General features: G+C 56.4%; 24 protein-coding genes. 12 read left to right on the top strand and 12 right to left on the bottom strand.

The features are described 5' to 3' along the window. The first annotated feature begins 51 nt into the window (after positions 1-51). From mutH to QQF33_RS05240, 3 genes are all read left to right on the top strand, one after another. On the top strand, positions 52-738 hold the full coding sequence (mutH, locus tag QQF33_RS05250; RefSeq protein ID WP_282494481.1) for a DNA mismatch repair endonuclease MutH: 687 nt from the start codon (positions 52-54) through the stop codon (positions 736-738). Positions 739-872: 134 nt separating this feature from the next. After that, the gene (gene ygdR / locus QQF33_RS05245; RefSeq protein WP_112009758.1) at positions 873-1,091 is read left to right on the top strand and encodes a lipoprotein YgdR; all 219 of its coding nucleotides are present in this window, start codon (positions 873-875) and stop codon (positions 1,089-1,091) included. Between the two features lie 133 nt (positions 1,092-1,224). Beyond that, complete coding sequence (locus QQF33_RS05240) at positions 1,225-2,265, top strand: NADP(H)-dependent aldo-keto reductase (RefSeq protein WP_282494480.1); 1,041 nt, start codon at positions 1,225-1,227, stop codon at positions 2,263-2,265. Positions 2,266-2,365: 100 nt separating this feature from the next. Here QQF33_RS05240 and lplT read toward each other — a convergent pair whose 3' ends face one another. After that, a complete protein-coding gene (gene lplT, locus QQF33_RS05235) occupies positions 2,366-3,559 on the bottom strand; it encodes a lysophospholipid transporter LplT (protein ID WP_285157489.1) in 1,194 nt (397 codons plus the stop codon). Further along, positions 3,552-5,711 carry a bifunctional acyl-ACP--phospholipid O-acyltransferase/long-chain-fatty-acid--ACP ligase gene (gene aas, locus QQF33_RS05230; RefSeq protein ID WP_285157488.1) on the bottom strand — a complete coding sequence of 720 codons (2,160 nt, stop codon included), beginning with the start codon at positions 5,709-5,711 and terminating at the stop codon, positions 3,552-3,554. The genes lplT and aas overlap by 8 nt, the downstream gene beginning before the upstream one ends. A gap of 625 nt (positions 5,712-6,336) precedes the next feature. On the opposite strand from aas, the gene galR reads away from it, so the two are divergent. Further along, positions 6,337-7,353: an HTH-type transcriptional regulator GalR gene (gene galR, locus QQF33_RS05225; protein ID WP_282494477.1), complete on the top strand. Its 1,017-nt coding sequence runs from the start codon at positions 6,337-6,339 to the stop codon at positions 7,351-7,353. On the opposite strand, the gene QQF33_RS05220 is transcribed toward galR, so the two are convergent. The 4 genes from QQF33_RS05220 to QQF33_RS05205 form a co-directional block, all read right to left on the bottom strand. Then, positions 7,314-7,790, bottom strand: coding sequence for a GNAT family N-acetyltransferase (locus QQF33_RS05220; RefSeq protein WP_285157487.1), 477 nt, complete (start codon positions 7,788-7,790; stop codon positions 7,314-7,316). The genes galR and QQF33_RS05220 overlap by 40 nt on opposite strands. Further along, on the bottom strand, positions 7,787-8,560 hold the full coding sequence (locus QQF33_RS05215) for a GntR family transcriptional regulator (RefSeq protein ID WP_095284369.1): 774 nt from the start codon (positions 8,558-8,560) through the stop codon (positions 7,787-7,789). Before QQF33_RS05215 ends, QQF33_RS05220 begins: the two co-directional genes overlap by 4 nt. A 97-nt stretch (positions 8,561-8,657) precedes the next feature. Beyond that, entirely contained in the window at positions 8,658-10,085 is a 1,428-nt protein-coding gene (locus QQF33_RS05210) for a glycoside hydrolase family 1 protein (RefSeq protein ID WP_285157486.1), read from the bottom strand. A gap of 7 nt (positions 10,086-10,092) precedes the next feature. Continuing rightward, complete coding sequence (locus tag QQF33_RS05205; protein WP_282494474.1) at positions 10,093-11,430, bottom strand: PTS sugar transporter subunit IIC; 1,338 nt, start codon at positions 11,428-11,430, stop codon at positions 10,093-10,095. A gap of 283 nt (positions 11,431-11,713) precedes the next feature. Between QQF33_RS05205 and QQF33_RS05200 the strand changes: the two genes are divergently transcribed. Further along, positions 11,714-12,730 carry a LacI family DNA-binding transcriptional regulator gene (locus QQF33_RS05200; protein ID WP_282494473.1) on the top strand — a complete coding sequence of 339 codons (1,017 nt, stop codon included), beginning with the start codon at positions 11,714-11,716 and terminating at the stop codon, positions 12,728-12,730. On the opposite strand, the gene lysA is transcribed toward QQF33_RS05200, so the two are convergent. Continuing rightward, a complete protein-coding gene (gene lysA, locus QQF33_RS05195; RefSeq protein WP_285150894.1) occupies positions 12,722-13,984 on the bottom strand; it encodes a diaminopimelate decarboxylase in 1,263 nt (420 codons plus the stop codon). The two genes, QQF33_RS05200 and lysA, sit on opposite strands and share 9 nt — an antisense overlap. Before the next feature lie 124 nt (positions 13,985-14,108). Between lysA and QQF33_RS05190 the strand changes: the two genes are divergently transcribed. Then, positions 14,109-15,029, top strand: coding sequence for a LysR family transcriptional regulator (locus QQF33_RS05190; RefSeq protein WP_285157485.1), 921 nt, complete (start codon positions 14,109-14,111; stop codon positions 15,027-15,029). A 4-nt stretch (positions 15,030-15,033) separates the two neighbouring features. Here QQF33_RS05190 and QQF33_RS05185 read toward each other — a convergent pair whose 3' ends face one another. Continuing rightward, positions 15,034-15,726, bottom strand: a complete 693-nt coding sequence (locus QQF33_RS05185; protein WP_285157484.1) for an aspartate/glutamate racemase — start codon at positions 15,724-15,726, stop codon at positions 15,034-15,036. Positions 15,727-15,862: 136 nt separating this feature from the next. Here QQF33_RS05185 and QQF33_RS05180 point away from each other — a divergent pair, with 136 nt between their 5' ends. After that, positions 15,863-16,186, top strand: a complete 324-nt coding sequence (locus QQF33_RS05180; protein WP_282494469.1) for a cupin domain-containing protein — start codon at positions 15,863-15,865, stop codon at positions 16,184-16,186. Between the two features lie 47 nt (positions 16,187-16,233). Here QQF33_RS05180 and wzz(fepE) read toward each other — a convergent pair whose 3' ends face one another. After that, the gene (gene wzz(fepE), locus QQF33_RS05175) at positions 16,234-17,355 is read right to left on the bottom strand and encodes an LPS O-antigen length regulator Wzz(fepE) (protein ID WP_282494468.1); all 1,122 of its coding nucleotides are present in this window, start codon (positions 17,353-17,355) and stop codon (positions 16,234-16,236) included. A 557-nt stretch (positions 17,356-17,912) separates the two neighbouring features. On the opposite strand from wzz(fepE), the gene QQF33_RS05170 reads away from it, so the two are divergent. The 5 genes from QQF33_RS05170 to QQF33_RS05150 all read left to right on the top strand — a co-directional run bounded on the left by QQF33_RS05170 (position 17,913) and on the right by QQF33_RS05150 (position 23,334). Then, a complete protein-coding gene (locus QQF33_RS05170) occupies positions 17,913-18,803 on the top strand; it encodes a carbohydrate ABC transporter permease (protein WP_095283226.1) in 891 nt (296 codons plus the stop codon). Further along, positions 18,796-19,698 (top strand): carbohydrate ABC transporter permease, encoded by a 903-nt coding sequence (locus QQF33_RS05165; RefSeq protein WP_282494467.1) that lies wholly within the window; start codon positions 18,796-18,798, stop codon positions 19,696-19,698. Before QQF33_RS05170 ends, QQF33_RS05165 begins: the two co-directional genes overlap by 8 nt. Before the next feature lie 12 nt (positions 19,699-19,710). Continuing rightward, positions 19,711-20,838 (top strand): ABC transporter ATP-binding protein, encoded by a 1,128-nt coding sequence (locus tag QQF33_RS05160; protein WP_285157483.1) that lies wholly within the window; start codon positions 19,711-19,713, stop codon positions 20,836-20,838. A 15-nt stretch (positions 20,839-20,853) separates the two neighbouring features. Further along, the gene (locus QQF33_RS05155) at positions 20,854-22,140 is read left to right on the top strand and encodes an ABC transporter substrate-binding protein (protein ID WP_282494465.1); all 1,287 of its coding nucleotides are present in this window, start codon (positions 20,854-20,856) and stop codon (positions 22,138-22,140) included. Positions 22,141-22,206: 66 nt separating this feature from the next. Next, the gene (locus QQF33_RS05150) at positions 22,207-23,334 is read left to right on the top strand and encodes an oligogalacturonate lyase family protein (protein ID WP_285157482.1); all 1,128 of its coding nucleotides are present in this window, start codon (positions 22,207-22,209) and stop codon (positions 23,332-23,334) included. A gap of 82 nt (positions 23,335-23,416) precedes the next feature. Here QQF33_RS05150 and araE read toward each other — a convergent pair whose 3' ends face one another. From araE to kduI, 3 genes are all read right to left on the bottom strand, one after another. After that, positions 23,417-24,850 carry an arabinose-proton symporter AraE gene (gene araE, locus QQF33_RS05145; RefSeq protein ID WP_285157501.1) on the bottom strand — a complete coding sequence of 478 codons (1,434 nt, stop codon included), beginning with the start codon at positions 24,848-24,850 and terminating at the stop codon, positions 23,417-23,419. A gap of 294 nt (positions 24,851-25,144) precedes the next feature. Next, positions 25,145-25,906, bottom strand: a complete 762-nt coding sequence (gene kduD, locus QQF33_RS05140; protein ID WP_282494463.1) for a 2-dehydro-3-deoxy-D-gluconate 5-dehydrogenase KduD — start codon at positions 25,904-25,906, stop codon at positions 25,145-25,147. A 63-nt stretch (positions 25,907-25,969) separates the two neighbouring features. Further along, positions 25,970-26,806, bottom strand: a complete 837-nt coding sequence (gene kduI, locus QQF33_RS05135) for a 5-dehydro-4-deoxy-D-glucuronate isomerase (protein WP_282494462.1) — start codon at positions 26,804-26,806, stop codon at positions 25,970-25,972. Positions 26,807-26,955: the final 149 nt, after the last annotated feature.

The following is a 26,955-nucleotide window of genomic DNA, read 5'->3' as shown; positions in this document are numbered from 1 at the left end:
ATCCACAAGGTCTGTTTTTACGGTTCATTTTTTAATCAAAGGCTTATATTTATGCTTCCGCTCGTCCCACTGACTTCTCCTCCTGCAACAGAAGCGCAACTCTTGCACCAGGCGCAACGCGTCGCGGGCTATTCGCTTGGAGAACTGGCGGCGATGGCGGGCTTGCCGATACCCAAGGATCTGAAACGGGATAAAGGCTGGATCGGCGTGCTGCTGGAGCGCTGGCTGGGTGCAAGCGCGGGCAGCAAACCCGAGCAGGATTTTGCCGCGCTGGGCGTTGAGCTCAAAACCATCCCCATTGATAGCCAGGGAAGACCGCTCGAAACCACCTTTGTCTGCGTTGCACCCTTAACCGGGAATACGGGCGTCACCTGGGAAATGAGCCACGTGCGCCATAAGCTCAAGCGGGTGCTGTGGGTGCCTATTGAAGGTGACCGGGCAATTCCTCTCGCTGACCGCCGCGTAGGCGCACCGCTGCTCTGGAGCCCCAACGAAGAGGAAGAACGCCAGCTTTCGCAGGACTGGGAAGAGTTAATGGATATGATCGTGCTGGGCCAGGTGGAGCGTATTACGGCGCGCCATGGTGAAGTGATGCAGCTTCGCCCCAAAGCGGCAAACAGCAAGGCGCTGACCGAGGCCATTGGTGCCCACGGCGAGCCCATCCTGACGCTGCCGCGCGGCTTTTACTTAAAAAAGAATTTCACCGGAGCCCTGTTGGCTCGACACTTTTTTGCGTAAAGGCGGATTTATGAGAAGTTTGAACTCAATCAAACATAATCCACTCCCAATTAAGATTTTACTGCTTCCTCCTGACGCATTCTCAGGTTATTACTACACTATGATGTGATACGAGACAGGTGAGGATGATAACGATGAAAAAATGGGCAGTGATAATCTCAGCGGTCGGTTTAGCGTTTGCTGTTTCAGGTTGTAGTAGTGATTACGTCATGGCGACAAAAGATGGTCGAATGATCCTGACTGACGGCAAACCCGAAGTCGATGACGATACCGGTCTGGTCAGCTATCACGATCAGCAGGGTAATAAAATGCAGATCAATCGCGACGAAGTTTCGCAAATCATCGAAAGATAACCCGTTCAAGGTCAGTTGCTTACTGGCCTTTTTGATTTTTTTCTTCCCCTTTTGCTTCCCCTCTGCCATGTTTATAGTCCTTCGTCGGGCAGGTTCCTGACGCCGTCATTTTTCACAGTAAAGGAAGCCGGCTATGCATTATCACCGTATCCCCCACAGCACTCTGGAGATCAGCCAACTGGGGTTGGGCACGATGACATTCGGTGAACAAAACAGCGAAGCCGATGCCCATGCGCAACTCGATTACGCCGTCAGCCAGGGAATCAACCTGATTGACGTGGCGGAGATGTATCCGGTGCCGCCGCGCCCGGAAACCCAGGGATTAACTGAAACCTACGTTGGCAACTGGCTGGCGAAAAGCGGCAATCGCGAAAAGCTGGTGCTGGCGTCGAAAGTTAGCGGCCCGTCGCGCAATAACGACGCGGGCATTCGTCCGAATCAGATTCTGGATCGCAAAAATATCCGCGCCGCGCTGGATGCCAGCCTGCAACGTCTCCAGACCGATTATCTCGATTTATATCAGGTTCACTGGCCGCAGCGTCCGACCAACTGCTTCGGCAAACTCGGCTACACCTGGAGCGACAGCGCGCCGGTGGTGACGCTGCTCGAAACCCTGGAAGCGCTGACCGAGTGCCAGCGAGCCGGGAAGATTCGCTACATTGGAGTCTCGAACGAAACGGCGTTTGGCGTGATGCGTTATCTGCATCTGGCGGATAAGCACGATCTGCCGCGCATTGTGACGATTCAAAACCCGTACAGCTTAGTGAACCGCAGCTATGAAGTGGGTCTGGCGGAAGTCAGTCAATACGAAGGCGTGGAACTGCTGGCTTATTCCTGCCTGGCCTTTGGTACGCTGACCGGCAAATACCTGAACGGAGCCAAACCGGCGGGAGCGCGTAATACGCTGTTCAGCCGTTTCACCCGTTACAGCGGCGAGCAGACGCAGAAAGCGGTCGCGGCGTATGTGGATATCGCGAAACGCCACGGTCTGGACCCGGCGCAGATGGCTCTGGCGTTTGTACGGCGTCAGCCGTTCGTGGCCAGCACCCTGCTGGGTGCCACGACGATGGAGCAGCTGAAGACGAACGTTGAAAGCTTCCATCTGGAGTTGAGCGAAGAGGTGTTAGCGGAGATTGAAGCGGTGCATCAGGTTTATACCTACCCGGCACCGTAACGCGTTGTCATGCCCGGTGGCGCTGCGCTTACCGGGCCTACGATGTGTGAATACCGTGATTTGTAGGCCGGGTAAGGCGAAGCCGCCACCCGGCAATCCGTTACCGGCGACGCTGCCAGAGCCACAGCCCGGCAATCGCCAGCGCGAATAACCCGCCGAACCCGACACCGATTCCCACCACCGGTAATCCCGCTTTCACGGCCAGCGAATAAAGCCCCAGCATCAGCAGCATGGCGGTGTTTTCACCGAGATTCTGCACCGCAATCGCGTTACCCGCGCCCACCGTCTGTTTGCCACGCTCCTGCAGGAGCGCGTTCAGCGGCACCACGAAGAAACCCCCGAGCATACCGATCAGGATCAGCAGCACGTAAGCCGGGAGCAGCGCATGTTGCAGGGAGAAAAACAGCACCCCGACGCCAATCAAAATCCCCGCCGGCATACAGCGCGCGACGGTCTCCAGCGTGACCAGCTTCGCTGCCGCCCCCGCCCCGATCACAATCCCGACGGCCACCATGGCGTTGAGATAGGTTGGCGTGGCGTTATCGGTGATCCCGAGCGCCGTCGGCACCCAGAGTACCAGCAGGAAGCGCAGCGTCACGCCTGCGCCCCAGAACATGCTGGTTCCCATCAAAGAGAAACGCGTTTCGCCGTTGCGCCACAGCACGCGGCAGGCATTGAAGAAGCTGGCCGTCATCGGCGTAAAGCGCCAGGACTGCCCCGGACGCGCCACCGGCAGCGTCGGGATAAACAGGTTTGCCACGACCGCCCCGGCATACACCAGCGCACACACGCCGAGCGCTGCCAGCACGTGCCAGTCCGCCAGCACGCCGCCCGCGACGGAGCCGAGCAGAATAGCGGCGATGGTTGAAGACTCCATCAGACCGTTGGCTTTCACCAGTTTGTCACCGGTGGTCAGCTCGCCCAGAATGCCGTACTTCGCCGGGGAATAGGCCGCCGCGCCAATCCCCACCAGCGTGTAGCCGATAAAGGGATTAAAGCCAAAGCAGATGCTCGCCGCGCCTAATAGCTTGAGACTGTTGGCGAACATCATCACCCGGCCTTTAGGGAAGCTGTCCGCCACCTGTCCGACAAAGGGGGCGAAAATGATGTAAGCACCCACAAACACCATCTGCAGGATCGGCTGGCTCCAGTCCGGGTAAAACTCGGCTTTGAGCAGCGCCAGCGTGGCAAACAGCAGCGCGTTGTCGCCGAAGGCCGAAAGGAACTGGGCGCTGGTCACCGCCATCATGCCCTTCGACCACAGGGAAGTGTTAGTGTGTACTGACTCACGCATTATGCTGTTCCGCCTCATCAACCATGCCTTTCAGCGCGACAAAATCAGGTTTACCGCTGCCGAGCACCGGTAGCTGTTTCAGATAACGAATATCGCGCGGCACAGCGAGTTCTGGCACACCATGCTCGCGAGCGTAATGCAGAAGCTGTTCGCGTTTGAGTTCGCTGTCGGTGGTAAACAGCACCAGGGCTTCGCCTTTGCTGGCGTCGCTCTTGATCGCCGTGGCGTGCATTTTGTCGGCCGAGACCGCCGTCGCCAGCTGCTCCACCATCTCCAGCGAGACCATCTCCCCGGCGATTTTGGCGAAACGTTTGGCGCGGCCTTTGATCTGCACAAAGCCCTGCTCGTCAAAGCGCACGATATCGCCCGTGTCATACCAGCCGGTTTCCACTTCGCCCTGCGCATTTTCCGCCGTCGGCGCTTCGAGCACACCGGGGTTTTCCACGCGCAAGTAGCCGTTCATCACGTTTGGCCCTTTGAGCTGCAGACGACCACCGTCTTCAATGCCCGGCACCGCCAGCAGACGCGCGTCCATCCCCGGCAAAATGCGCCCGACCGTATTGGGCTTCGCCGCCATCGGCACGTTGATCGACACCACCGGCGCGCATTCCGTCACGCCGTAGCCCTCAAGGATGCGCAGGCCAAACTTGTCCTGCCAGATTTGCCGGGTGCTGTCCTGCAGTTTTTCTGCCCCGGCCACCACGTAGCGCACGCGGAAGAAATCATAGGGATTGGCGAAGCGCGCGTAGTTGCCAAGGAAGGTTGAAGTCCCGAACAACACCGTACAGTTGCGGTCATAGACCAGCTCCGGCACGACCCGGTAATGCAGCGGGCTCGGATAGAGGAACACCTCTGCGCCCGTGAACAGCGGCGTAAACAGCCCAACAGTCAGGCCAAAGGAGTGGAACAGCGGCAGCGCCGACATAAAGCGATCGTTGGCGGTGAAATCAGCGATAGTTTTGATCTGCTCGACGTTCGCCAGAATGCTTTTATGAGAGTGAACAACGCCCTTCGGATGGCCTTCTGAGCCCGAGGTGAAGAGAATAATGGCCGCATCTTCCGGCTGCTGTTTGACCTGCGCCAGATGCGGTGCCAGCAGATGGGCAAAAATCCACAGCTTATCGGCGAGGGTAACGTCGGCTTTCAGATCTTCGAGGAAGACCCAGCGCACCTGCTTGAGCTGTTCCGGCAGATGCCAGAGCTTGCCCTTGTCGAGGAACTGGCGCGAGGTGAAGACGGTTTTGATCTCCGCGGCGGTGATGGCGCTGGTCAGCCCTTTAACGCCCGCCGTGTAGTTCATCATCGCCGGAATGCGTCCGCGCGATACCGCCCCGAAAATCACCGCCGCGCTGATCCCGGCGTTCGGCAGCATCAGACCAATTTTTTCCCCCTGCTGGCTGTATTTTTCCAGAATACGGCCGACAAACAGCGTCTTGGTCAGCAGCTTGCGGTAGGTGTCGGGGGTAAAGTTGATGTCTTCGACGCAGTTTTTCTTGTCGCCAAAACGGTGCTGAGCCGAGAGGAGCGCTTCATATAAGGTTTCGCGCGGGCGCACGGCCATGCGCGCTTCCATCATGATTTGATGGAGCATTTCGCCCGCTATCTTGCGGCGATCCCGCGCACGCGGCGCGTCAGGCATCGGTACCGTCGTTGGCGGCAGAATATGCAGGGTGATTTGCGGGAACAGGCGCTGCTTCACCAGCCCTTTCAGACGGCTGAAGTAGGTCAGTTCCGCCCCTTCAATACGCAGCGGCACCACGGTAGCTTTCGATTTCGCCGCCACAAACCCCGCGCCGTCGTAGATTTTCATCAGCGAACCGGTCACGGTAAGTCGCCCTTCCGGGAAGATCACCACCGGACGCCCCTGCTCAATCAGGCGCACCAGATGTTTGATCATCATCGGTTTGGTCGGGTCGAGCGGGACAAAATCGATCAGCGGCGCAAGGCCTCGCATGAACCACTTCTGGCTGATGGAGCTGTAAACCGCAAACACCGGGCGGCCGGGCAGGAAAAGTGCCAGCAACACGCCGTCGATAAAGGAGACATGGTTTGGGGTGATGAGCACACGCTCGCCGCGCAGTGACTGAGTGTCACCCGTCAGGCGGACGCGAAAGAGGATACGAAACAAGGTACGGAAGAACCCAAATAGCATTTCAACTCCCTTTGCCTGTCAAATTTTAGGGTTACGCTAAATTGTGGCAGATTACACGAGAAGTGCAGGCGGGAGGAGTGATAGCGTATTTCAGGCGAAAAAAAACCTGCGCATCCGCGCAGGCTGGTGCAAGAGATGAGTACGAAACCGTACCAAGAATTCTCACCAATCAATACCTCTGGGATCTTGATTGTGGCTGTTGGCCCCTCGCTTCGCCAGCAGGAAAACGCAAGGGAATGAGCCTAAGTGCAACCAGGTGTGAATATTCTCGATTGCTGTTACAGATTGAAGTTACAGGCAAAAAAAACCTGCGTATGGACGCAGGTTGGTGTAATTCGTGTTAATCAACCGGAGCTGATTTCACCTATCAATACCTCTGGGATCTCGACTGTAGCAATCTGTTCACATTCTCCACCAGCGGACAATCGCAACAGCCTGCGGCAAAGTGTAACCAAAGGTTCGGTTTGACATTATTCTGACACGCTTGCCCGTGTAACGATTACACTGTTTTCCCATGTCCTCCATCACGTTTGCGAGCGGCTTTCCGGCGCAGGCCTTGAATGCACCTCACTTTTCCGCAACACTATTGTGTGTGTAAACGCTTACCCCCTAAAGAAGGTATTAAATGGCGACAATTAAGGATGTGGCTCGTCTGTCGGGTGTTTCTGTGGCGACCGTTTCTCGCGTCATTAACAACTCCCCCAAAGCCAGCGATGCTTCCCGTCAGGCCGTGCAGAGCGCCATGGAAACCCTGAATTATCATCCCAACGCCAACGCCCGCGCCCTGGCGCAGCAGTCGACGGAAACCGTCGGGCTGGTGGTCGGCGACGTCTCCGATCCCTTTTTCGGCGCGATGGTTAAAGCGGTGGAACAGGTGGCGTACCAGACCGGTAATTTTCTGCTGATCGGCAACGGCTACCACAACGAACAAAAAGAGCGTCAGGCCATCGAACAGCTGATTCGCCATCGCTGCGCGGCGCTGGTGGTTCACGCCAAAGTGCTTCCCGACGAAGAGCTGCTCCATCTGATGAAGCAGATCCCCGGCATGGTCTTGATTAACCGTATTATTCCGGGCTATGAAAAGCGCTGCGTGGCGCTGGACGATCGCTACGGCGCCTGGCTTGCCACCCGCCATCTGATTCAGCAGGGACACACGCGCATCGGCTATCTCTGCTCAAACCACCAGATTTCTGACGCCGAAGACCGCCTGCGGGGCTATTACGATGCCCTGCGTGAAAGCGGTCTGCCGTGCAACGATCGTCTGGTGACCTACGGGGAACCGGACGAGAGCGGCGGCGAGCAGGCGATGACTGAACTGCTGGGACGTGGACGGAATTTCACTGCAGTGGCTTGCTATAACGACTCCATGGCCGCGGGTGCGATGGGCGTGCTGAACGATAACGGTATCGACGTGCCTGCCGAAATTTCACTGATTGGTTTTGATGATGTGTTAGTCGCGCGCTATGTGCGCCCACGTCTGACGACCGTGCGCTACCCAATTGTGACGATGGCGACCCAGGCCGCCGAACTGGCGCTGGCGCTGGCGGAAAAACGCCCGCCGCCGGACATCACTCATTTGTTCAGCCCGACGCTGGTACGCCGTCACTCAGTGGTGGCCCCCGCGGAGCCGGTCAGCGAATAGCGATAGAGATGGACCGTTTTATTCGGGTATTCCAGCCCATCGCCGATGTACTGCCAGCCGTAGCGTTCGTAAAAGTCGCGGCAGGCGGACCAGAGATGTAACTCGGAATATCCGGCTTTTGCGGCGTAGCCCATCACATGCTCCTGCAGTTGCCCCGCCAGCCCTTTCCCGCGCGCGGCTTCGTCTACGTACAGCGCCGCCAGCCACGGGAAGAGATCCTGACGCGTAATCAAATCACAGCGCCACAATCCTACGGTGCCCAGCAGCTGTTCGCCGTCGACCGCCACAAAGGTCATGGGCAGCGCGCCCGGCGTCTGGCTGTGTTCGATGACGCTGGCTAAAAATTCGCGCGGTAATCCGTCGCCAAATTCTTGCCACAGCCAGTCGGTGACGCGCTCCGCGTGGTGTGGAACGCAATGCAAGGGCAGGATGTTCATACCAGTTTCCCCTGGAAGAGCGGAACCGACTCAAAAAGATAGCCGTCGAAATCCGGCGCATCTTCATCGGATAACTCCAGCAGACTTTTTTTGACGTTTTCCAGGTGCTGGAACATGGCCTGCCATGCGCCCATCACATCGCGTCGACGCAGGGCGGCCAGAATGGTCTGACGATCGCCCAGCCATTTCAGGCGGTACGCCCGGCTGGCGATGTGAACGTTGAACTGCTGCCACAGCGGGCTGCTGTCCATGTGGTGCCAGACGCTCTCGACGGTCGCCAGCAGCATCTGGTTTTGCGTCGCTCCCGCCAGCACCAGATGGAACATCTTGTTGTTATCCTGACTGTTATCGTCGGCGGCAATCGCGCGCTGCTCCTGCTCGATGATGCGGCGCAGATTGTCGATATCCGCGCGGGTCGCCATTTTGGCGGCGAAGGCGGCGATGTTGCTTTCGAGCAGCTGGCGCGCCTGCAAAATCTCAAACGGGCCGACGTCGCTGTTTAAGAAGCGCTCTTCCTCGTTTTCATGCTCTTCCGGAATGCGCATCACGTAGACGCCGGAGCCCTGGCGGATATCCACCGTGCCCTGCAGCTCCAGCATGAGTAACGCTTCGCGCACGATGGTGCGGCTGACGCCGTAAGTCTCGGCAATATTGCGCTCAGGCGGCAGACGGGATCCCACAGGATAGTGGCCTTCGATGATTTGCGTGCGCAGATCATCGCCAATCTCCTGATACTGTTTTTTCTCTGGCGGAACGACGGCCTTCTCCACGATTTCACCTGCGCTGACGGTTGAGTTGACGCTCGGGCCGGGCATTCTCCCCCGGCCAGTTGGCGGCTATTTTACCAGAACCTGCGGCGTGTTTAGCCTATTTCCATTCATCATCGACGCTGAGCGTCAGGGTGCGCTCATCGCGCAGCTGACGGAACCACGCCGCCGACTTTTTCGCCCGACGAGCGCGGTTATCGGCCAGATCGATTTCTATTAGCCCATAGCGATTTTTAAAGGCGTTCATCGGCGAGACGTTGTCGGTAAACGCCCACAGCATGTAGCCGTGGCAGTTCGCCCCCTCCTCGCGCGCCAGCAGCGTGTAGTAGAGGTGTTCGCTGATAAAATGGATGCGGTAATCGTCGGCGATGACACCGTCGCTCCCGCGGAACTGCCCTTCGTTTTCCACGCCCATTCCGCTTTCCGCCACAAACCAAGGGATGTTGCGATACTCATTTTTAATGCGCATCGCCATGTCATAGATGATCTTCGGGTAGATTTCCCAGCCGCGAGAGGCGTTCATTTTGCGCCCTGGCAACTCGAAAGGTTCGTAGTAGTACGCCGGATGGAATGGCGTTTGGGGGTGCCAGGCCCGCGACGGGGCTTTCACCCGATGCGGGTAATAGAGGTTGATCCCCAGCTCATCGACAGGGTTTTCAGCAATCAGCGCCAGCTCTTCCGCGCTGTACTCCCACGCAACCTGATGCTGCTCCAGCAGGGTAAACAACGCTTGCGGATAACGCCCGTGAACCAGCGGGTCGAGGAATACGCGGTTGTAGAACAGATCGTAAATCTCGGCGGCGCGCACATCGTGCGGGGCTTTCGAGCGCGGATAGGTCACTTCGGGATTCAGAATACAGCCCACGGTTCCCCGGTAGCCCTTCTCGTGGAACAGCTTCACCACTTTCGCCGTCGCCAGCACCTTGTGATGATTCCACTGCATCCAGGTGCTGGTGTTCTGCTCGTACGGCCAGCGCAGGGCGTCGAGATAAACGCGGGTTTGCACCACAATCGGCTCGTTGAAGGTAAACCAGCGCGTCACTTTCCCGTGGTAGCGTTCAAACACCTTTTCGGCGTAGCGCACAAACAACTCAACCACATGCTTCGAGGCCCAGCCGCCATAGGTTTCCAGCAGCACGCCCGGCAACTCGTAGTGCTCGAGGCAGATCATCGGATCGATGCCCTGTCGCTGCATCTCGTCGAACAGCGCGTCGTAATAGGCCGCGTACTCTTCATCGACGGTCGCGTTTTCATAATCGGTCAAAAACCGCGACCAGTTGATGGAGGTGCGGTAGTGCGTCAGTCCCGCCTGTTTCATCAGCGCCACGTCTTCGCGGAAGCGGTTGATGAAATCCGTCGCCACCGCCGGACCGTAGCCGTTATGCCAGACGTGACGATCGTTTTTGTACCAGAGGTCGATCCACGAATCCTGCCCCTCTTTTTTCCCGCTCCAGCCTTCCGTTTGCCAGGCCGACGCGGCGGCCCCCAGAATAAAATCCTGCGGGATCGCAATCTGTTTTGTGCTCATAACATCCTCATGCGTTGTTAGCGGCCTGCTGGCTCTGCGCCTGAAGGGCGGCCTGTTCCGCGCGGCGTGAGGCAATTTTCACGAACGGCAGATAGATAAGAACCGCGGTCAGAATACAAATCCCCTGAGTGATCACCGCGCCCATAGAGCCCGCCGTCGAGAGCCAGGCGTTAATCAGCGGCGGCGTGGTCCAGGGCACCATTACCACTGCTTTGCCGGCAAAACCGGTCACCGTGGCGAAATAACCAATCGAGCCGGTCACCAGCGGAGTGATGATGAAGGGGATCGCCAGGATCGGGTTGAGCATGATTGGCATACCGAAGATCACCGGCTCGTTGATGTTGAACAGCCCCGGCCCGATGGAGAGCTTGGCGATCTCGCGCATCTCTTTGCGTTTGGTGCCAATCATCACCGCGATTAGCAGGCCAATGGTCAAACCCGACCCGCCGATGCTCATGTACACATCCCAGAACGGCATGGTGATGATGTTGGGGATCTCTTTCCCCTGCTCGAAAGCGCTCATGTTGACGGTGATCGCGCCGAGCAGCAGCGGCTCGCGGATCGGCTTGATCATCTGGTTGCCGTGAATACCAATCACCCAGAAGAGCTGCGCGACAAACATCAGCAGCAGAATGCCCGGCAGGCTCTGCACCACGCGCTCGAGCGGCTGCTGCACCACCTGATAGACCGCGTCATACAGGTACATGCCGGTCAGTTGATGGAAGATAAAACCGAAGGTCGCGATGGCGGTAGTGGTGATAATCGCCGGGATCAGCGCCGAGAAGGACGCAGCGACGTTGGGCGGCACCGTATCGGGCATTTTAATTTTCAGCCCAGGGCGATTCTCCAGCCAGCAGTAAATCTCCACGGACAGAATGGCGATAAACATGCCGAGGAACAGGCTGCGGGTGTCGGAGAACTGGCGCAGCAGCACATCTTTCACCACGTGCATCTGCCCGTCGACCATCATTTCAACGGTGGTCGGCGTGACGCAGATAAAGCAGATCACCGCCAGCAGCCCCGGAAATAGCGACTTGATGCCGTTGATGCGCCCGAGCTCAATGCCGATTAAAAACACCGCGCCAATGTTGAGGAAGTTCAGCGTGGCGTAGTTAATAGCGCTGGTGATCGGCTTCAGCGCGGCCAGAAACGAGAGGGATTCAAAGCTCGCGAGGCCATTTTTGGGGTCCAGCACCATGTTGGAAATCAGCACCGAAAAGGCGCCCACAATGATGACCGGCATTAAGGTAATGAAGGCGGACTTAATCGCCATGATGTAGCGATAGCTGTTGAATTTGGTGGCGAAACTGCCCAGAGAGTCGATCAGTTTTTCCTGTAATGCCATTAGGTATTACCTCAGTAAAAGGGCTTTTATCTGTCGAATAAGGTGGATAGCCGAATACTATTGGCATACCAAAAATAGCTTCTGGTGATTTATTGTTCTGTGACTGAACTCTCAGTGCGGCCAGAGGTATTCCAAATCATGATATTTCACCACTTTGGTATGCCACTTACCCCGTTTTATGCTGAACCGTGATCCCGACAGGGATTTTCCGCGTCCCGCCTCGCTTATGCGCCTGAGGGTCTGTGATAAACTGCGGGCGATTACGTGAATGCAGGAATGTCTAATGGCAACAATGCTGGATGTCTCATTACGCGCGGGCGTGTCGAAAGCCACCGTGTCGCGCGTGCTGAATGGCACAGGTCAGGTGAAAGAGAGTACGCGGCAGCAGGTGTTTAACGCGATGGAAGAGCTGGGCTATCGCCCGAATTTTCTCGCGCAATCGCTGGCGAACCAGACCAGCAACAGCATTGGTCTGGTGGTCTCAACCTTTGACGGTTTTTACTTTGGTCGTCTGTTACAACAGGCCTCGCGCCAGACCGAAACCCACGGCAAGCAGCTGATTGTGACCGATGGTCACGACGCGCCCGAGCGTGAAGAGCAAGCGGTGCAGATGCTGGCCGACCGCCAGTGCGACGCCATCGTGCTCTACACGCGTTATATGAGTGAAAAGGCGATCATGAAACTCATCAACAGCGTGAAAATGCCGCTGGTGGTGATCAACCGTGACGTCAGCCTGGCGCGCGATCGCTGCGTGTTCTTCGAGCAGCAGGACTCTGCGTTTAAGGCCGTGGATTATCTGATTAGCCAGGGCCACCGGGAGATCGCCTGTATTACAGTCCCGATCCATACGCCAACGGGCAAAGCGCGCCTGATGGGCTATCGCCAGGCGCTGGAAAAACACGGCATTGCCTGGGACGACAGGCGGGTGAAATATGGCGATGCGGGAATGACGCGGGGGTATGAGCTGTGCAACGAGCTGCTGAAAGAAAAGGTGCCGTTCACCGCCCTGTTTGCCTGTAACGATGATATGGCGCTCGGGTCGTCCAAAGCGATGCATCAGGCCGGGCTGCGTATTCCGCAGGATATTTCGCTGTTTGGCTTTGACGATGCGCCAAGCGCAAAATGGCTGGAGCCCGCCCTCTCGACCGTCTATCTGCCGATCGATAATATGATCGTCACGGCAATCGATCAGGCGGTTCGGCTGGCGAACAACCAGCCGATCGAGACGATCCCGCCGTTTACCGGTACGCTGATGATCCGCGATTCGATAACGACAGGCCCGTACTACGCATCAAAATAGTTCGAGCGCGAGCAGCTCTTCGATGGTCTGGCGACGGCGAATCAGTCGCGCCACGCCGTGGTCAAACAGCACTTCCGGCAGCAGCGGGCGGCTGTTGTAGTTCGACGACATCGACGCCCCGTACGCGCCCGTATCGTGCAGCACCAGATAGTCACCAGGCTGGACGGCAGGCAGCGCGCGGGTTTCCACTTTGCCGCCCTCCTGCTGAGTAAACACATCGCCCGACTCACACAGCGGACCGGCGACCACGGTTTCGACACGCGGAGCCTGGGTTAAATCGCGACCGTCCGCCGCCAGGGCCGTAATGTGGTGATAGCTGCCGTACATCGCCGGGCGCATTAGATCGTTAAAGCCTGCATCGACCAGCACGAAGTGACGGCTGCCCATCGCTTTCACACTGCGCACCTGCGTCACCAGCACGCCGGATTCCGCCACCAGGAAACGTCCCGGTTCGATTTCCAGTTTGACCGCATGTCCCAGATGGGCGGCAATTTTGTCGCGCGCCGCACTCCACAGGCCGTAGTAGTGATCGGTGTCGATCGCCTCTTCGCCTTCGCGATACGGGATCGACAGACCGCCACCGGCGGAGATCGCCTCCAGATCCTGACCAAATTCAATCACCTGGCGCACCATCGCGCCGCACACCTGCTCAAGATGACCATAATCCACACCAGAACCGATGTGCATGTGGATGCCTACCAGCGTCAGGTTGTAGCGTTGCAAGACTTCCAGCGCGGCTGGCAGATCGGCATACCAGATGCCGTGTTTGCTGTTCTCTCCGCCGGTATTGGTTTTCTGGCTGTGGCCGTGACCAAAGCCAGGATTCACGCGCAGCCACACGCGGTGGCCGGGTGAGACTTGCCCCAGCTGTTCCAGCATATCCACGGAACCGGCGTTTACCGGAATTTGCAGTTCATGCACGCGTGTGAGCGTCGCGCTATCGATCAGGTCGGCGGTAAAGACAATTGCATCGCTGTCGGTTTTCGGGTCGTACCCGGCCGCCAGCGCGCGTTCGATTTCGCCCAGCGAAACGGAGTCCACTTTGACGCCCTGCTCGCGCATCAGACGCAGAATATGGATGTTCGAACAGGCCTTCTGGGCGAAACGCACCACGTCAAACTGATGCAGTGCCGCGATCTTTTCGCGAACGATCTGCGCGTCGTAAACCCAGACCGGGCAACCAAACTCGGCGGGTAAGCGCAGCAGGTTTTCGGCGTTCAGATCGGTATCAGTACTGTTCAGCGGGCGTGGCATGGTGTTCTCCGGGTGACGTCATTTTTTTATTATTACGCCACAGGCGAAAGCGAATAAAAAATATCGTTTTATCGTGAGTCTATGCAAAAATGATATGGCTTACCGATAACAAAACAGGTGTCCTATGCCCGCCGTTAACCTACGTCATATCGAGATTTTTCACGCGGTGATGACCACCGGCAATCTGACGGAAGCCGCGCAGATGCTGCACACCTCACAGCCGACGGTCAGCCGCGAACTGGCGCGGTTTGAAAAAGTGTTGGGTTTGACGCTGTTCGCGCGCACGCGCGGGCGATTACATCCGACGGTGCAGGGTTTGCGGTTGTTCGAGGAAGTTCAGCGTTCCTGGTACGGCCTGGACCGCATCGTCAGCGCGGCAGAGAGCCTGCGGGAGTTCCGCCAGGGCGAGCTGTCGATTGTCTGTCTGCCGGTCTTTTCGCAGTCGTTCCTGCCCCAGCTGCTTCAGCCGTTTCTCGCCCGCTATCCCGACGTCAATCTCACTATCGTACCGCAGGAATCACCCCTGCTTGAAGAGTGGCTCTCCGCCCAGCGCCACGATTTAGGCCTGACCGAAACGCTCGCCACGCCAGCGGGAACCGAGCGCACCGAGCTGCTGTCGCTGGATGAAGTCTGCGTGCTGCCCGAGGGCCATCACCTCGCCAGCAAAAGCGTATTAACGCCTGCGGATTTTCACGGCGAAAACTATATCAGCCTGTCGCAAACCGACAGCTATCGGCAGCTACTGGATACGTTGTTCCTGGAACATCAGGTGAAACGGCGCATGGTGGTGGAGACCCACAGCGCGGCGTCCATCTGCGCGATGGTGCGCGCGGGCGTGGGGATTGCGGTGGTGAACCCGCTCACGGCACTGGACTACGCTGGCAGCGGAGTTGTGATCCGCCGCTTCAGCATTTCCGTGCCTTTCACCGTGAGCCTGATTCGCCCGCTGCATCGCCCGGTATCGGCGCTGGTTGAGGCGTTTACAGAGCATTTAGTGGCCCATTCCCGCCAGATCGCCCAGCGCTTGCCGGACCTTGAAAGCTAAGGCATTACGAGAGCATAAATTCGACCGCATCGACGGCATGGATCGCCGTGGTATCGAATACCGGGAGCGCGCTTTCATCGGCCGGCACCAGCAGGCCAATCTCCGTGCAGCCGAAGATCACCCCTTGTGCGCCCTGCTTCGCCAGTTTATCAATCACGCTGAGATAGTAGTGGCGCGAAGCGTCGCTGAACGTCCCGAGGCACAGCTCTTCAAAGATGATCTGGTTGATGCGCGCCCGGTCGGCTTCATCCGGGACCAGACTTTCAATGCCGAACTGTGATTCCAGCCGCCCGCGATAGAAATCCTGCTCCATGGTATAGCGCGTGCCGAGTAGCGCGACGCGTTTCATCCCGCTGGCGGCAATGGCGCGGCCGGTGGCATCAGCGATGTGCAGGAACGGCAGCGAACAGCGTTCCTCAATCTGTGACGCCACTTTGTGCATGGTATTGGTACAGAGCAAAATGCCTTCCGCCCCCGCGCGCTGCAGCCCCAGCGCCGCCTGCGCCAGAATCTCACCCGCTTTCTCCCATTCCCCGCTCGCCTGACAGGCTTCAATCTCGTGGAAATCGACGCTGTGCAGTAAAAGGCTCGCCGAATGTAGGCCGCCGAGACGCTGTTTGATACCTTCGTTAATCAGGCGGTAATAAGGGATGGTCGATTCCCAGCTCATTCCGCCCAGCAGACCGATCGTTTTCATCTTCTCTCCTTTTCGCTTTCCCCCAGTGAAGCAAACTTGTGATCCTGTTTCCAGTTATTTGGCTTGCCGTTTCCTTTTCAGTCGCAGTGGGATAAATTAATTAAAACAATGTTTCACTATAAGGACAAAAACGACGATGTTTATTTTCCACAAAGAGACACGGCTTGAGGATCTGGGCAATGGCGTGACGCGTCGTATTCTGGCGCATGACGGCAAAATGATGGCGGTAGAGGTCAATTTTGAGCAGGGCGCGATCGGCCCGATGCACAACCATCCGCACGAACAGCTGACCTACGTACTGTCCGGCGAATTTGAATTCACTATTGGCGATGAGAAGCACGTGGTGACGGCGGGCGATACGCTTTATAAAGAACCGCACGTGATGCACGGCTGCGTGTGCCTGAAACCCGGCACGCTGCTGGATACCTTCACGCCGGTGCGCGAAGATTTTCTGCAATAAATAAAAAAGGGCGGTTTTTCACCCGCCCTCCTCGTTACAGCTAAAACTTAATTCGTCGCCAGCTCAGGCTCTGGCATCGGTGAGCGCGCAAGCATGGCTTCACGCACCAGGATGCTACCGCAGGCCAGGATTCCGCCGACCAGAGCGGCCAGAATGACAATCAGGGATTTACCCGGACCGTCTTTCTTCACCGGTATCGACGGCGAAAGCTGATACTTGAACGGTTCGAAATTCACATCGTTGATGGAGAGCTTTTCGAGCTGCGCCAGGTGATATTCGCGGTTCTGGAAATCGGCATTCAGCTCGGCCACATCTTTCAGGGATTTCTCAATCTGCAGCTTCTGCGCGATACCGTCCGCGCCCAGCGCAACGGAGTAATCCGGATCGTCTTTGACCGCCTGACCGTTGCTGTAAACCGGCTTTTTGATCCCGGCGGCGTTCGCCACTTCCAGCGAATAGTTGAGGCGCTGAACGTTGGTGTTATGGATCGTCGTCAGGCGAACCCGATCCAGCTCCAGACGCTCTTTTTCCATCTGCGTTTTCAGCGCCAGGGCGTTTCGCACGTTGAGCATCGTCTCTTGCTCAACGATGGCGGAGATGTAGTCGATATACCCTTTCAGCACAATCTGAGCATCTTCTGCCGTCGGGGCGCTGAAGCTCAATGTCCAGGAGGTGTACGGCGCTTTCTCGGCATTTTTGCCCGCCGCGTTGTCGATGGCGGTCATGCGTTCAGCAATATTGACCGCCGCGCGGTGTAAGTCCTGCGGATCGATGTCGGCGTCTTTCAGCTGCGCCATCACGAACGGTGAACTCTTGAGATACTCTTCCAGCAGCGACTGGGACTGAAACTTTTTGATAAACAGGTTAAAGATGTCCGAGCGCTTCACGCTGATATCCACGTCCAGCACCTGCAGCGCGACGAGCATTCTCTGCACTTCACTCCACTGTGTTTGTTCTGCGGCCGTGACCACCGCTTTACTGGTCCACTTTTGCGGCATCAGGAAGGACGCGATGAGACCCACCATAGCAAAGGCAAAAACGACGGCGATAATCCGCTTTCTGGCGGCAAATAAGATGTCGAACAGACCCAGCAGGTCAATTTCTTTCTGGGCAACGACCGGGGGAGGATAACTGGCAAAATGCAGCTCCGTGCTTTTTTTGATATCCATAGCAGACTTGCTCATTCTTTTGGTTAAGTTGCAGTGAAATTCTGCCAATGACAGTTAGGAAAAAGGGATGATACCCGAAAGTAAGAATCATCTGAATGTTAGTTTGCAAAAAATGAGGAATGTGCTACGAAATTTGGTAGTTAGTCTCAGCCAGTTATTGAATGTTACAAAGACACCTGTCTGACCCATCACCGCTCTTCTCTCCTTCGGCTTTTCTTCTCCAGTAAAGTCAAAATTGCCAGCCACCTCACCTTATTGAAACAGCGTTTCGACCGCGATCACATTTCCACCATTTATCGAATGACGCAGAAACAAATCGCAATAAAATAAATTAAAACGATGTTTTACAAATTAAGGACAGCGGTTCGTCAGTTTTTGAAACCCTGAAAGTTCCCGAACCAGGGCAACTAGAAAACATCTTACAAATCAGAAGGTAAATGGAGTAACACTCGTGCAACGCACAGCGAACACACGTTTTCCCGTCTCGTAAAAGAGACGCGGGAAGCAGCACCACCAGCAGATTCCGTTTTAAACCATTGATTGCCAGGTAGGTATGTATGAATGAAAACAAAATGCTGGGGCTAGCGTGGATATCACCCTACATTATCGGGTTGATAATCTTTACCGCGTTTCCCTTTGTCTCATCGTTCTTTCTCAGTTTTACGGATTACGATCTGATGAGCCCGCCGGTTTTTAACGGCATTGAGAATTACCGCTACATGTTTACGGAAGATACGCTCTTCTGGAAATCCATGGGCGTGACCTTTGCGTATGTATTTTTGACCATCCCGCTGAAGCTTGCCTTTGCGCTTGGGATTGCATTTGTCCTGAACTTCAAATTACGCGGCATAGGATTCTTCCGAACCGCCTATTATATTCCGTCCATCCTCGGCAGCTCCGTCGCCATTGCTGTTTTGTGGCGTGCGCTGTTTGCAATTGATGGCCTGCTGAACAGCTTTATTGGCGTATTTGGCCTCGACCCGGTGAACTGGCTCGGCGAGCCTTCTCTGGCGCTGATGTCCGTGACCTTACTGCGCGTCTGGCAGTTTGGTTCTGCAATGGTCATCTTCCTGGCCGCCCTGCAAAACGTGCCGCAGTCTCAGTATGAAGCGGCAATGATCGACGGTGCGTCTAAATGGCAGATGTTCATGAAAGTGACCGTGCCGCTGATTACGCCGGTGATCTTCTTCAACTTCATCATGCAGACCACCCAGGCGTTCCAGGAGTTTACCGGACCGTACGTGATAACGGGCGGTGGACCAACCTACTCGACCTATCTGTTCTCACTCTACATCTACGACACCGCCTTCAAATACTTTGATATGGGCTACGGCGCGGCACTGGCCTGGGTTCTGTTCCTGGTCGTCGCGGTCTTCGCCGCTATCGCCTTTAAGTCTTCGAAATACTGGGTGTTCTACTCCGCCGATAAGGGAGGCAAAAATGGCTGATATTCAGGAACTCTCCACGGCGAGAAGCATCGCGGAACGCGAAGTGGCTCGCACGCTGCGCAAAGAGAAGATCAACGCCAGCATTCGCTACGTGATCCTGCTGTTTGTCGGCCTGCTGATGCTCTATCCGCTGGTGTGGATGTTCTCGGCGTCGTTCAAACCGAACCACGAGATCTTCACCACCCTGAGCCTGTGGCCCGCCCACGCCACCTGGGACGGCTTCGTCAACGGCTGGAAAACCGGTACCGAATACAACTTTGGTCATTACATGCTGAACACCTTTAAGTATGTGATCCCGAAAGTGATTCTGACCATTATCTCCTCCACCATCGTGGCGTACGGCTTTGCCCGCTTCGAGATCCCGTGGAAGAAATTCTGGTTCGCCACGCTCATCACCACCATGCTGCTGCCGAGCACGGTCCTGCTGATCCCGCAGTACCTGATGTTCCGCGAAATGGGCATGCTGAACAGCTATATGCCGCTGTACCTGCCGCTGGCGTTTGCCACTCAGGGATTCTTCGTCTTCATGCTGATTCAGTTCCTGCGCGGCGTGCCGCGTGACATGGAAGAGGCCGCGCAGATCGACGGCTGTAACTCAATTCAGGTGCTCTGGTACGTGGTGGTACCGATTCTGAAACCGGCCATTATCTCCGTCGCCCTGTTCCAGTTCATGTGGTCAATGAACGACTTTATCGGGCCGCTGATTTACGTCTACAGCGTGGACAAATACCCGATTGCACTGGCTCTGAAAATGTCCATCGACGTCACCGAAGGTGCGCCGTGGAACGAAATTCTGGCAATGGCGAGCATCTCCATTCTGCCATCCATCATTGTCTTCTTCCTGGCACAGCGCTACTTCGTACAGGGCGTAACCAGCAGCGGAATTAAAGGTTAAGAGGGAAATATCATGGCTGAAGTTATTTTCAATAAACTGGAAAAGGTCTACTCCAACGGCTTCAAAGCGGTACATGCTATCGACCTGAAAATCGCTGAAGGGGAGTTCATGGTGATCGTCGGGCCATCCGGCTGCGCCAAATCCACCACCCTGCGTATGCTCGCAGGACTGGAAACCATCAGCGGCGGCGAAGTGCGCATCGGCGAGAAGATCGTCAACAACCTCGCGCCAAAAGAGCGTGGAATTGCGATGGTGTTCCAGAACTACGCGCTCTATCCGCACATGACCGTGCGCGAAAATCTGGCCTTCGGTCTGAAGCTGAGCAAAATGCCGAAAGATCAGATTGAGTCCCAGGTGAACGAAGCGGCGAAAATCCTCGAGCTGGAAGAGCTGCTGGATCGTCTGCCGCGTCAGCTCTCTGGTGGCCAGGCGCAGCGCGTGGCCGTGGGCCGTGCGATTGTGAAAAAGCCCGACGTGTTCCTGTTCGATGAACCGCTCTCCAACCTCGACGCCAAACTGCGCGCCTCGATGCGCATCCGTATCTCTGACCTGCACAAACAGCTGAAGAAATCCGGCAAACCGGCGACCACCGTCTACGTGACGCACGATCAGACGGAAGCGATGACCATGGGCGACCGCATCTGCGTGATGAAGCTCGGCCACATCATGCAGGTGGACACCCCGGACAACCTGTACCACAAGCCGAAAAACATGTTCGTGGCGGGCTTTATCGGCGCGCCGGAGATGAACATTCGCGCCACCCGTCTGGTCGATCAGCAGGGCCGTCTGGCGCTGAGCATCGGCAGCGAAACCATGCCGTTAAGCGAAACCCTGCACGACAAAGTGGTCGGCCATCAGGCGCAGGAGACTTTCTACGGCATTCGCCCGGAATTCGTCTCGGTCTCTGACGAGCCGTTCGCCGAAGGCGGCTGCAGCGGTGAGCTGGTGCGCGTGGAGAATATGGGTCACGAGTTCTTCGTCTACCTGAAAGTGTCCGATTACGAACTGACCGCCCGAATTCCTTCCGATGAAGCTAAGCCGATGATTGATAAAGGTCTTCATCGTCAGGTGTATTTCAAGTTTGATATGAATAAGTGCCACATTTTTGATGCAAAAACTGAACTGAACATCTCAATCTAACTGGAGTTTATAAGAATGAAAAAAGTGCTTTTAAGCGCAGCAATCTCCGCTACCCTGGGTCTTACTGCCCTGCCAACGATGGCGCAAGATGTTGATTTACGTATGTCCTGGTGGGGCGGCAACGGTCGCCATCAGGTCACCCTGAAAGCGTTAGAAGAGTTCCACAAACAGAATCCGGACATCACCGTCAAAGCCGAATACACCGGCTGGGACGGCCACCTGTCGCGTCTGACCACCCAGATTGCGGGCGGTACTGAGCCTGACGTGATGCAGACCAACTGGAACTGGCTGCCGATCTTCTCGAAAACCGGCGACGGCTTCTACGATCTGAACAAAATGAAGGACGTGATCGACCTGTCTCAGTTCGATCCGAAAGAGCTGCAGTCCACCACCGTCGACGGCAAGCTGAACGGTATTCCGATCTCCGTCACCGCACGCGTGTTCTATTTTAACGATGAGACCTGGAAAAAAGCGGGCGTTGAGTACCCGAAAACCTGGGACGAGCTGAAAGCGGCGGGTAAAGCTTTTGAGAGCAAACTGGGCAAACAGTATTACCCGGTGGTTCTGGAACATCAGGACACCCTGGCGCTACTGAATTCCTACATGATTCAGAAATACAACATCCCGGCGGTGGATGAAAAAGCGAAAAAATTCTCCTACAGCAAAGAGCAGTGGGTGGAATTCTTCCAGACTTACAAAGATCTGGTTGATAGCCACGTGATGCCTGATACCAAGTACTACGCGTCATTCGGCAAGAGCAACATGTATGAAATGAAGCCGTGGATCCAGGGCGAATGGGGCGGCACCTACATGTGGAACTCCACCATCAACAAATACTCCGACAACCTGAAGCCACCGGCAAAACTGGAGCTGGGTAACTACCCAATGCTGCCAGGCGCAACGGATGCGGGCCTGTTCTTCAAACCGGCGCAGATGCTCTCCATCGGTAAGTCGAGCAAAAACCCGGAAGCGGCGGCGAAAGTCATTAACTTCCTGCTGAACAGCAAAGAGGGCGTGGATACGCTAGGTCTGGAGCGCGGCGTGCCGCTGAGCAAAGTGGCGGTGAAATACCTGACGGAAGACGGCACCATCAAAGAGAACGATCCGGCGGTCGCGGGCCTGCGCCTGGCGCAGTCTCTGCCAGCCAAACTCTCCGTGTCGCCATACTTTGACGATCCGCAGATCGTGGCGCAGTTCGGCACCTCTCTGCAGTACATCGACTACGGCCAGAAATCCGTAGAAGAGACCGCAACGGACTTCCAGCGTCAGGCGGAACGCATCCTGAAACGCGCGATGCGCTAATTCCATTGCCCTACCCTGCCCTGTCACTTCCGGTGGCAGGGTATTTTTTTATCCGGAGAATTTCCTATGAAAGGCAAAATCATCCCGCTGAATTTTCGCACGCGCCTGGACAGTCAAACGGGGCACGAAGTGATACGGATGACGCCCCCGCACATCATTTGTCATCGCAACTACTTCTATCAAAAATGCTTTACCCAGGACGGCAGCAAGCTGATTTTTGGCGGTGCGTTCGAGGGTCACTGGAACTACTACCTGCTGGATATCGCCGGACAGCAAGCCACCCAGCTCACCGACGGGGCGGGCGATAACACCTTTGGCGGCTTTTTATCGGCTGACGACCAGTCTCTGTGGTACGTGAAAAACAGCCGCGAACTGCGGCGCGTCTGCCTCGAGAGCTTCGAAGAGCAGATTGTGTATCAAGTGGATGACGAGTGGGTGGCGTACGGCACCTGGGTCGCCAATTCCGACTGCACAAAACTGGTTGGGATCGAAATCAAAAAGAGTGACTGGCAGCCGCTGACCGACTGGAGCAAATTCCGCGCGTTTTACTTCACTCAACCCGAATGCCGCCTGATCAATATCGATCTGCGCACCGGCGAGCAGCAGGTGATTTTGCAGGAGAAACGCTGGCTCGGGCATCCGATTTACCGCCCGTTTGACGACAGCACCGTGGCGTTTTGCCACGAAGGGCCGCGCGATGGGATCGACGCCCGCATGTGGCTCATTAATCCCGATGGCAGTAATCTGCGCAAAGTGCGCCAGCACGCGACGGGTGAAAGTTTTACCCATGAGTTTTGGGTGCCGGATGGTTCGGCGCTCTATTACGTCGCGCATAAAGAGAACGATCCGCAGCGCTATCTTTACAGCGCCGATCCGCTGACGCTGGAAAATCGTCAGCTGATGGCGATCCCGCCCTGTTCGCATCTGATGAGCAACCACGACGGCTCGCTGATCGTCGGCGACGGCGCACCGCATAACACCGGCGATATCAGCCTGAACGATCCGTTTATCTGGGTGTTTGATATTAACGCCGGAACGCAAAAGGCGATTTGCCAGCACAACACCAGTTGGAAAGTGCTCGACGGCGACCGTCAGGTGACGCATCCGCACCCGTCGTTTTCGCCGGACAATCAGTGGGTGCTGTATACGTCGGATGAGGAAGGGATGCCGGCACTTTATCTGGCGCGGGTGTAAAAAAAGCCGGGTGGCGGCTACGCCTTACCCGGCCTACTCAGTACCCCAGGACCGGCAAGCGCAGCGCCGCCGGGCAATAAAATTACACACCAATGTTTCTTAACTTCTCCCCCGCCATCAGCCTGCGTTCAATATGTTCCAGAGTGACGTTTTTGGTTTCAGGAATCAGCCAGAACGTGACGCCGATAAACGCCACATTCAGCACCGTATAGAGCCAGAATGTTCCCGCAGCCCCGATGGAATCAAGCAGGGTCAGGAAGGTCGCGCCGATAATCATGTTCGACACCCAGTTGGTGGTGGTGGAACAGGTGATACCAAAGTCGCGGCATTTCAGGGGCTGGATCTCCGAGCACAGGATCCACACCACCGGCGCGGCGCTCATCGCGTATCCCGCAATACACATCATCGTCATGCCGACGGAAAGCCACGAAAGACTGCTGGACGCCGTGCCGTTATCGAACTGCATCAGGCAGTACCCGAGGATCAGCGTCCCGAGCGCCATCACGCTAAAGCCGATTTTCAGCGCCGGTTTGCGCCCCGCTTTATCGACGGTAAACACCGCAATAAAGGTGGCGAACATAAAGGTCAGGCCCACCACCAGCGTGGCGATCATCTGCTGTTCGGTGGTGGTAAACCCGGCCATATTGAAGATCCGCGGGGCGTAGTACATGATGATGTTCATCCCGGTGAACTGCTGCATCGCCTGCAGCAACATCCCAAGGAACACCGCCCGGCGCACGTTGCGGTTGGCTTTGAACAGCGACCAGCCGCCCTGCTTTAACTTCAGGCTTTCGCGGATTTCGTTCAGCTCTTCGCGCGCTTTTTCGGAGGTGTCTCGCAGCATGCGCAGCACCTCTTCCGCCTCAACGTGACGCCCTTTTTGCGCCAGCCAGCGCGGGCTGTTCGGCAGAAAAATCACCAGTACCATCAGCAACACGGCAGGCAGCGCCAGCACGCCCAGCATCGCCCGCCAGTTGCCGCTGTAGCTGAAATACGTGTCCGACAGGAACGCCAGCACGATCCCCAGCGTCACCATCAGCTGATACATGCTGATCATTTTCCCGCGTACGTTTTCGCTCGCCATTTCAGAGAGATAGAGCGGCGCGGTGTAGGACGCGATCCCCACCGCCACGCCCAGCAGCACGCGGGAGAGCAGCAAAGCCTCGACGCCCGTCGCAAACGCGGAACCGAGCGAACCGGCGACGAACAGCACTGCGCCGACCATCAGGCTGTACTTGCGCCCGAGCCGGAACGAGAGCCAGCCGTTGAACAGCGCACCCAGCGCCGCCCCGAGCATCATGCTGCTTACCACCCACTCCTGCAGACGGCTGCTGAGAGTAAAGTGGTCGGTAATGAACGGCAGCGCACCGGCGATCACGCCGATATCCAGGCCAAACAGCAAACCGGCCACCGCCGCCGAAACGGAAACAAACAGATTCATTCTGCGGGTATCGCGCAGGGCGCGGGGCATTAAGGTCGAGTCATTAATTGAGGTCATCATTTCCTGCCTGAACAGCGTTAAGACGTTAACTGAAATTACGAGAAAGCCAGCAAAAGTGTCAGGCCGTAAAACGTGAAGTTATGGATTATCTGGCTGGGCAGTAGCGTTCTGTGATGGACATTACAATTTCAACTCTGAGTCATTAATCACCATTTATTGTTAACGCGTTAATTTATAAGCCATAAAGTTGTGATGCATGTCCATATGGGATTTTCACTATGGATTTTATGACTTTATGAATATGGACAAGCCGATTTTTGGACAAAAAAAACCTCCGCACCAGGCAGAGGTTTCTTCGCAGGGCGAGAATTAACGCGCCAGCCAGCCACCGTCGACCGCAACGGTGTAGCCGTTGATGTAGTCTGACGCAGGCGATGCCAGGAACACAATCGGCCCCATCAGATCGCTCGGCAAGCCCCAGCGGCCCGCCGGGATGCGATCCAGAATTTCCGCGCTACGCGCTTCGTCCGCACGCAGCTGCTGGGTGTTATTGGTCGCCATGTAGCCCGGCGCAATCGCGTTGACGTTGATGTTGTGCTTCGCCCACTCGTTCGCCAGCAGACGGGTCACACCCATCACCGCACTTTTTGAGGCGGTGTAAGACGGAACCCGGATGCCGCCCTGGAAGGAGAGCATCGACGCGATATTGATGATCTTGCCGCCGTTACCCTGGGCGATAAAGTGCTTCGCCGCCGCCTGAGACATGAAGAACACGCTCTTAATGTTCAGGTTCATGACGTCATCCCAGTCGCGCTCGCTGAAGTTGATCGCGTCTTCACGACGAATCAGACCGGCGTTGTTCACCAGCACATCGATATGACCAAATTCAGCCACCGCGCGGTCCAGCAGCTCAGGGATCACGTCGATTTTACGCAGGTCAGCCGTCAGGCTCAGGAAGCGACGGCCCAGCGCGGTAACGCGCTCGATAGTTTCGGTAGGTTCAACAATGTTGATCCCGACGATGTCGCAGCCCGCTTCCGCCAGACCCAGCGCCATACCCTGGCCCAGACCGGTGTCACACCCGGTCACGACCGCTACTTTACCCTGCAGAGAAAATGCATCCAGAATCATGTTTGTTCCTTAATCTTTCAGAGCCTGTCACGAACAGGCAGGTTTATGCTCAACTGCCCGCGACTAGCGCAGATCCTTAACAGCGACGTGGTCCATGTCATCGAAGACCTGGTTTTCACCGACCATACCCCAGATGAAGGTATAGGCTTTGGTGCCAACACCGGAGTGAATGGACCAGCTCGGGGAAATCACCGCCTGCTCGTTTTGCATCACGATATGGCGCGTCTCTTGCGGCTGCCCCATCATGTGGAACACGCAGGCGTCTTCGTCCATGTTGAAATAGAAGTACACTTCCATGCGGCGCTCATGGGTATGGCACGGCATGGTGTTCCACAGATTGCCTGGGTCGAGTTCGGTCAGGCCCATGCTGAGCTGGCAGGTTTCCAGCACATCGGGAACGAAGTATTTGTTGATGGTGCGGCGGTTGCTGGTGAGGTTGTCGCCGAGGGTGACCGGCGCGACGTCCGCAGGCGTCACTTTTTTGGTCGGGTAGGCCGTGTGCGCCGGAGCGCAGTTGTAGTAGAACTTCGCCGGTTTGCTGCTATCGATGCTGGCGAACACCACTTCCTGTGCGCCTTTGCCGACATACAGGGCGTCACGATGACCGATCTCAAAGCACTTGCCGTCAACGGTGATGGTGCCCGGCCCGCCGATGTTGATCACACCCAGCTCGCGGCGCTCGAGGAAATAGCTCACGCCCAGCTGTTTACCCACTTCGCCGCCCACAGAGACGGTTTTGCTGGCTGGCATAATGCCGCCGACGATGATGCGGTCGATGTGGCTGTACACCATGGTGTACTCATCAGCAACAAACACCTTCTCAACTAAAAACTCATCGCGCAGCCCCTGAGTATCCAGCGTCTTAGCGTGCGCGCTGTGGATGCTTTGTCTGACGTCCACATTTACCTCCAGAATTGATCGTGCCCGAGGGCCAGGATAATTAACGAAACAACGTTCCGTTTTCTCGATGGGGACATAGTATCCGCTGCGAAATGGGTTTTCAATTACATTTAAAACGTTGTTTCACTTTTTCTGCATGTTATTGGCAG

It is taken from the genome of Lelliottia wanjuensis (genome assembly GCF_030238365.1).
GTDB classification, from domain to species: domain Bacteria; phylum Pseudomonadota; class Gammaproteobacteria; order Enterobacterales; family Enterobacteriaceae; genus Enterobacter; species Enterobacter wanjuensis.
Note: the sequence above shows the minus strand (reverse complement) of the source record. Positions and strands in the feature narration are given on the sequence as shown.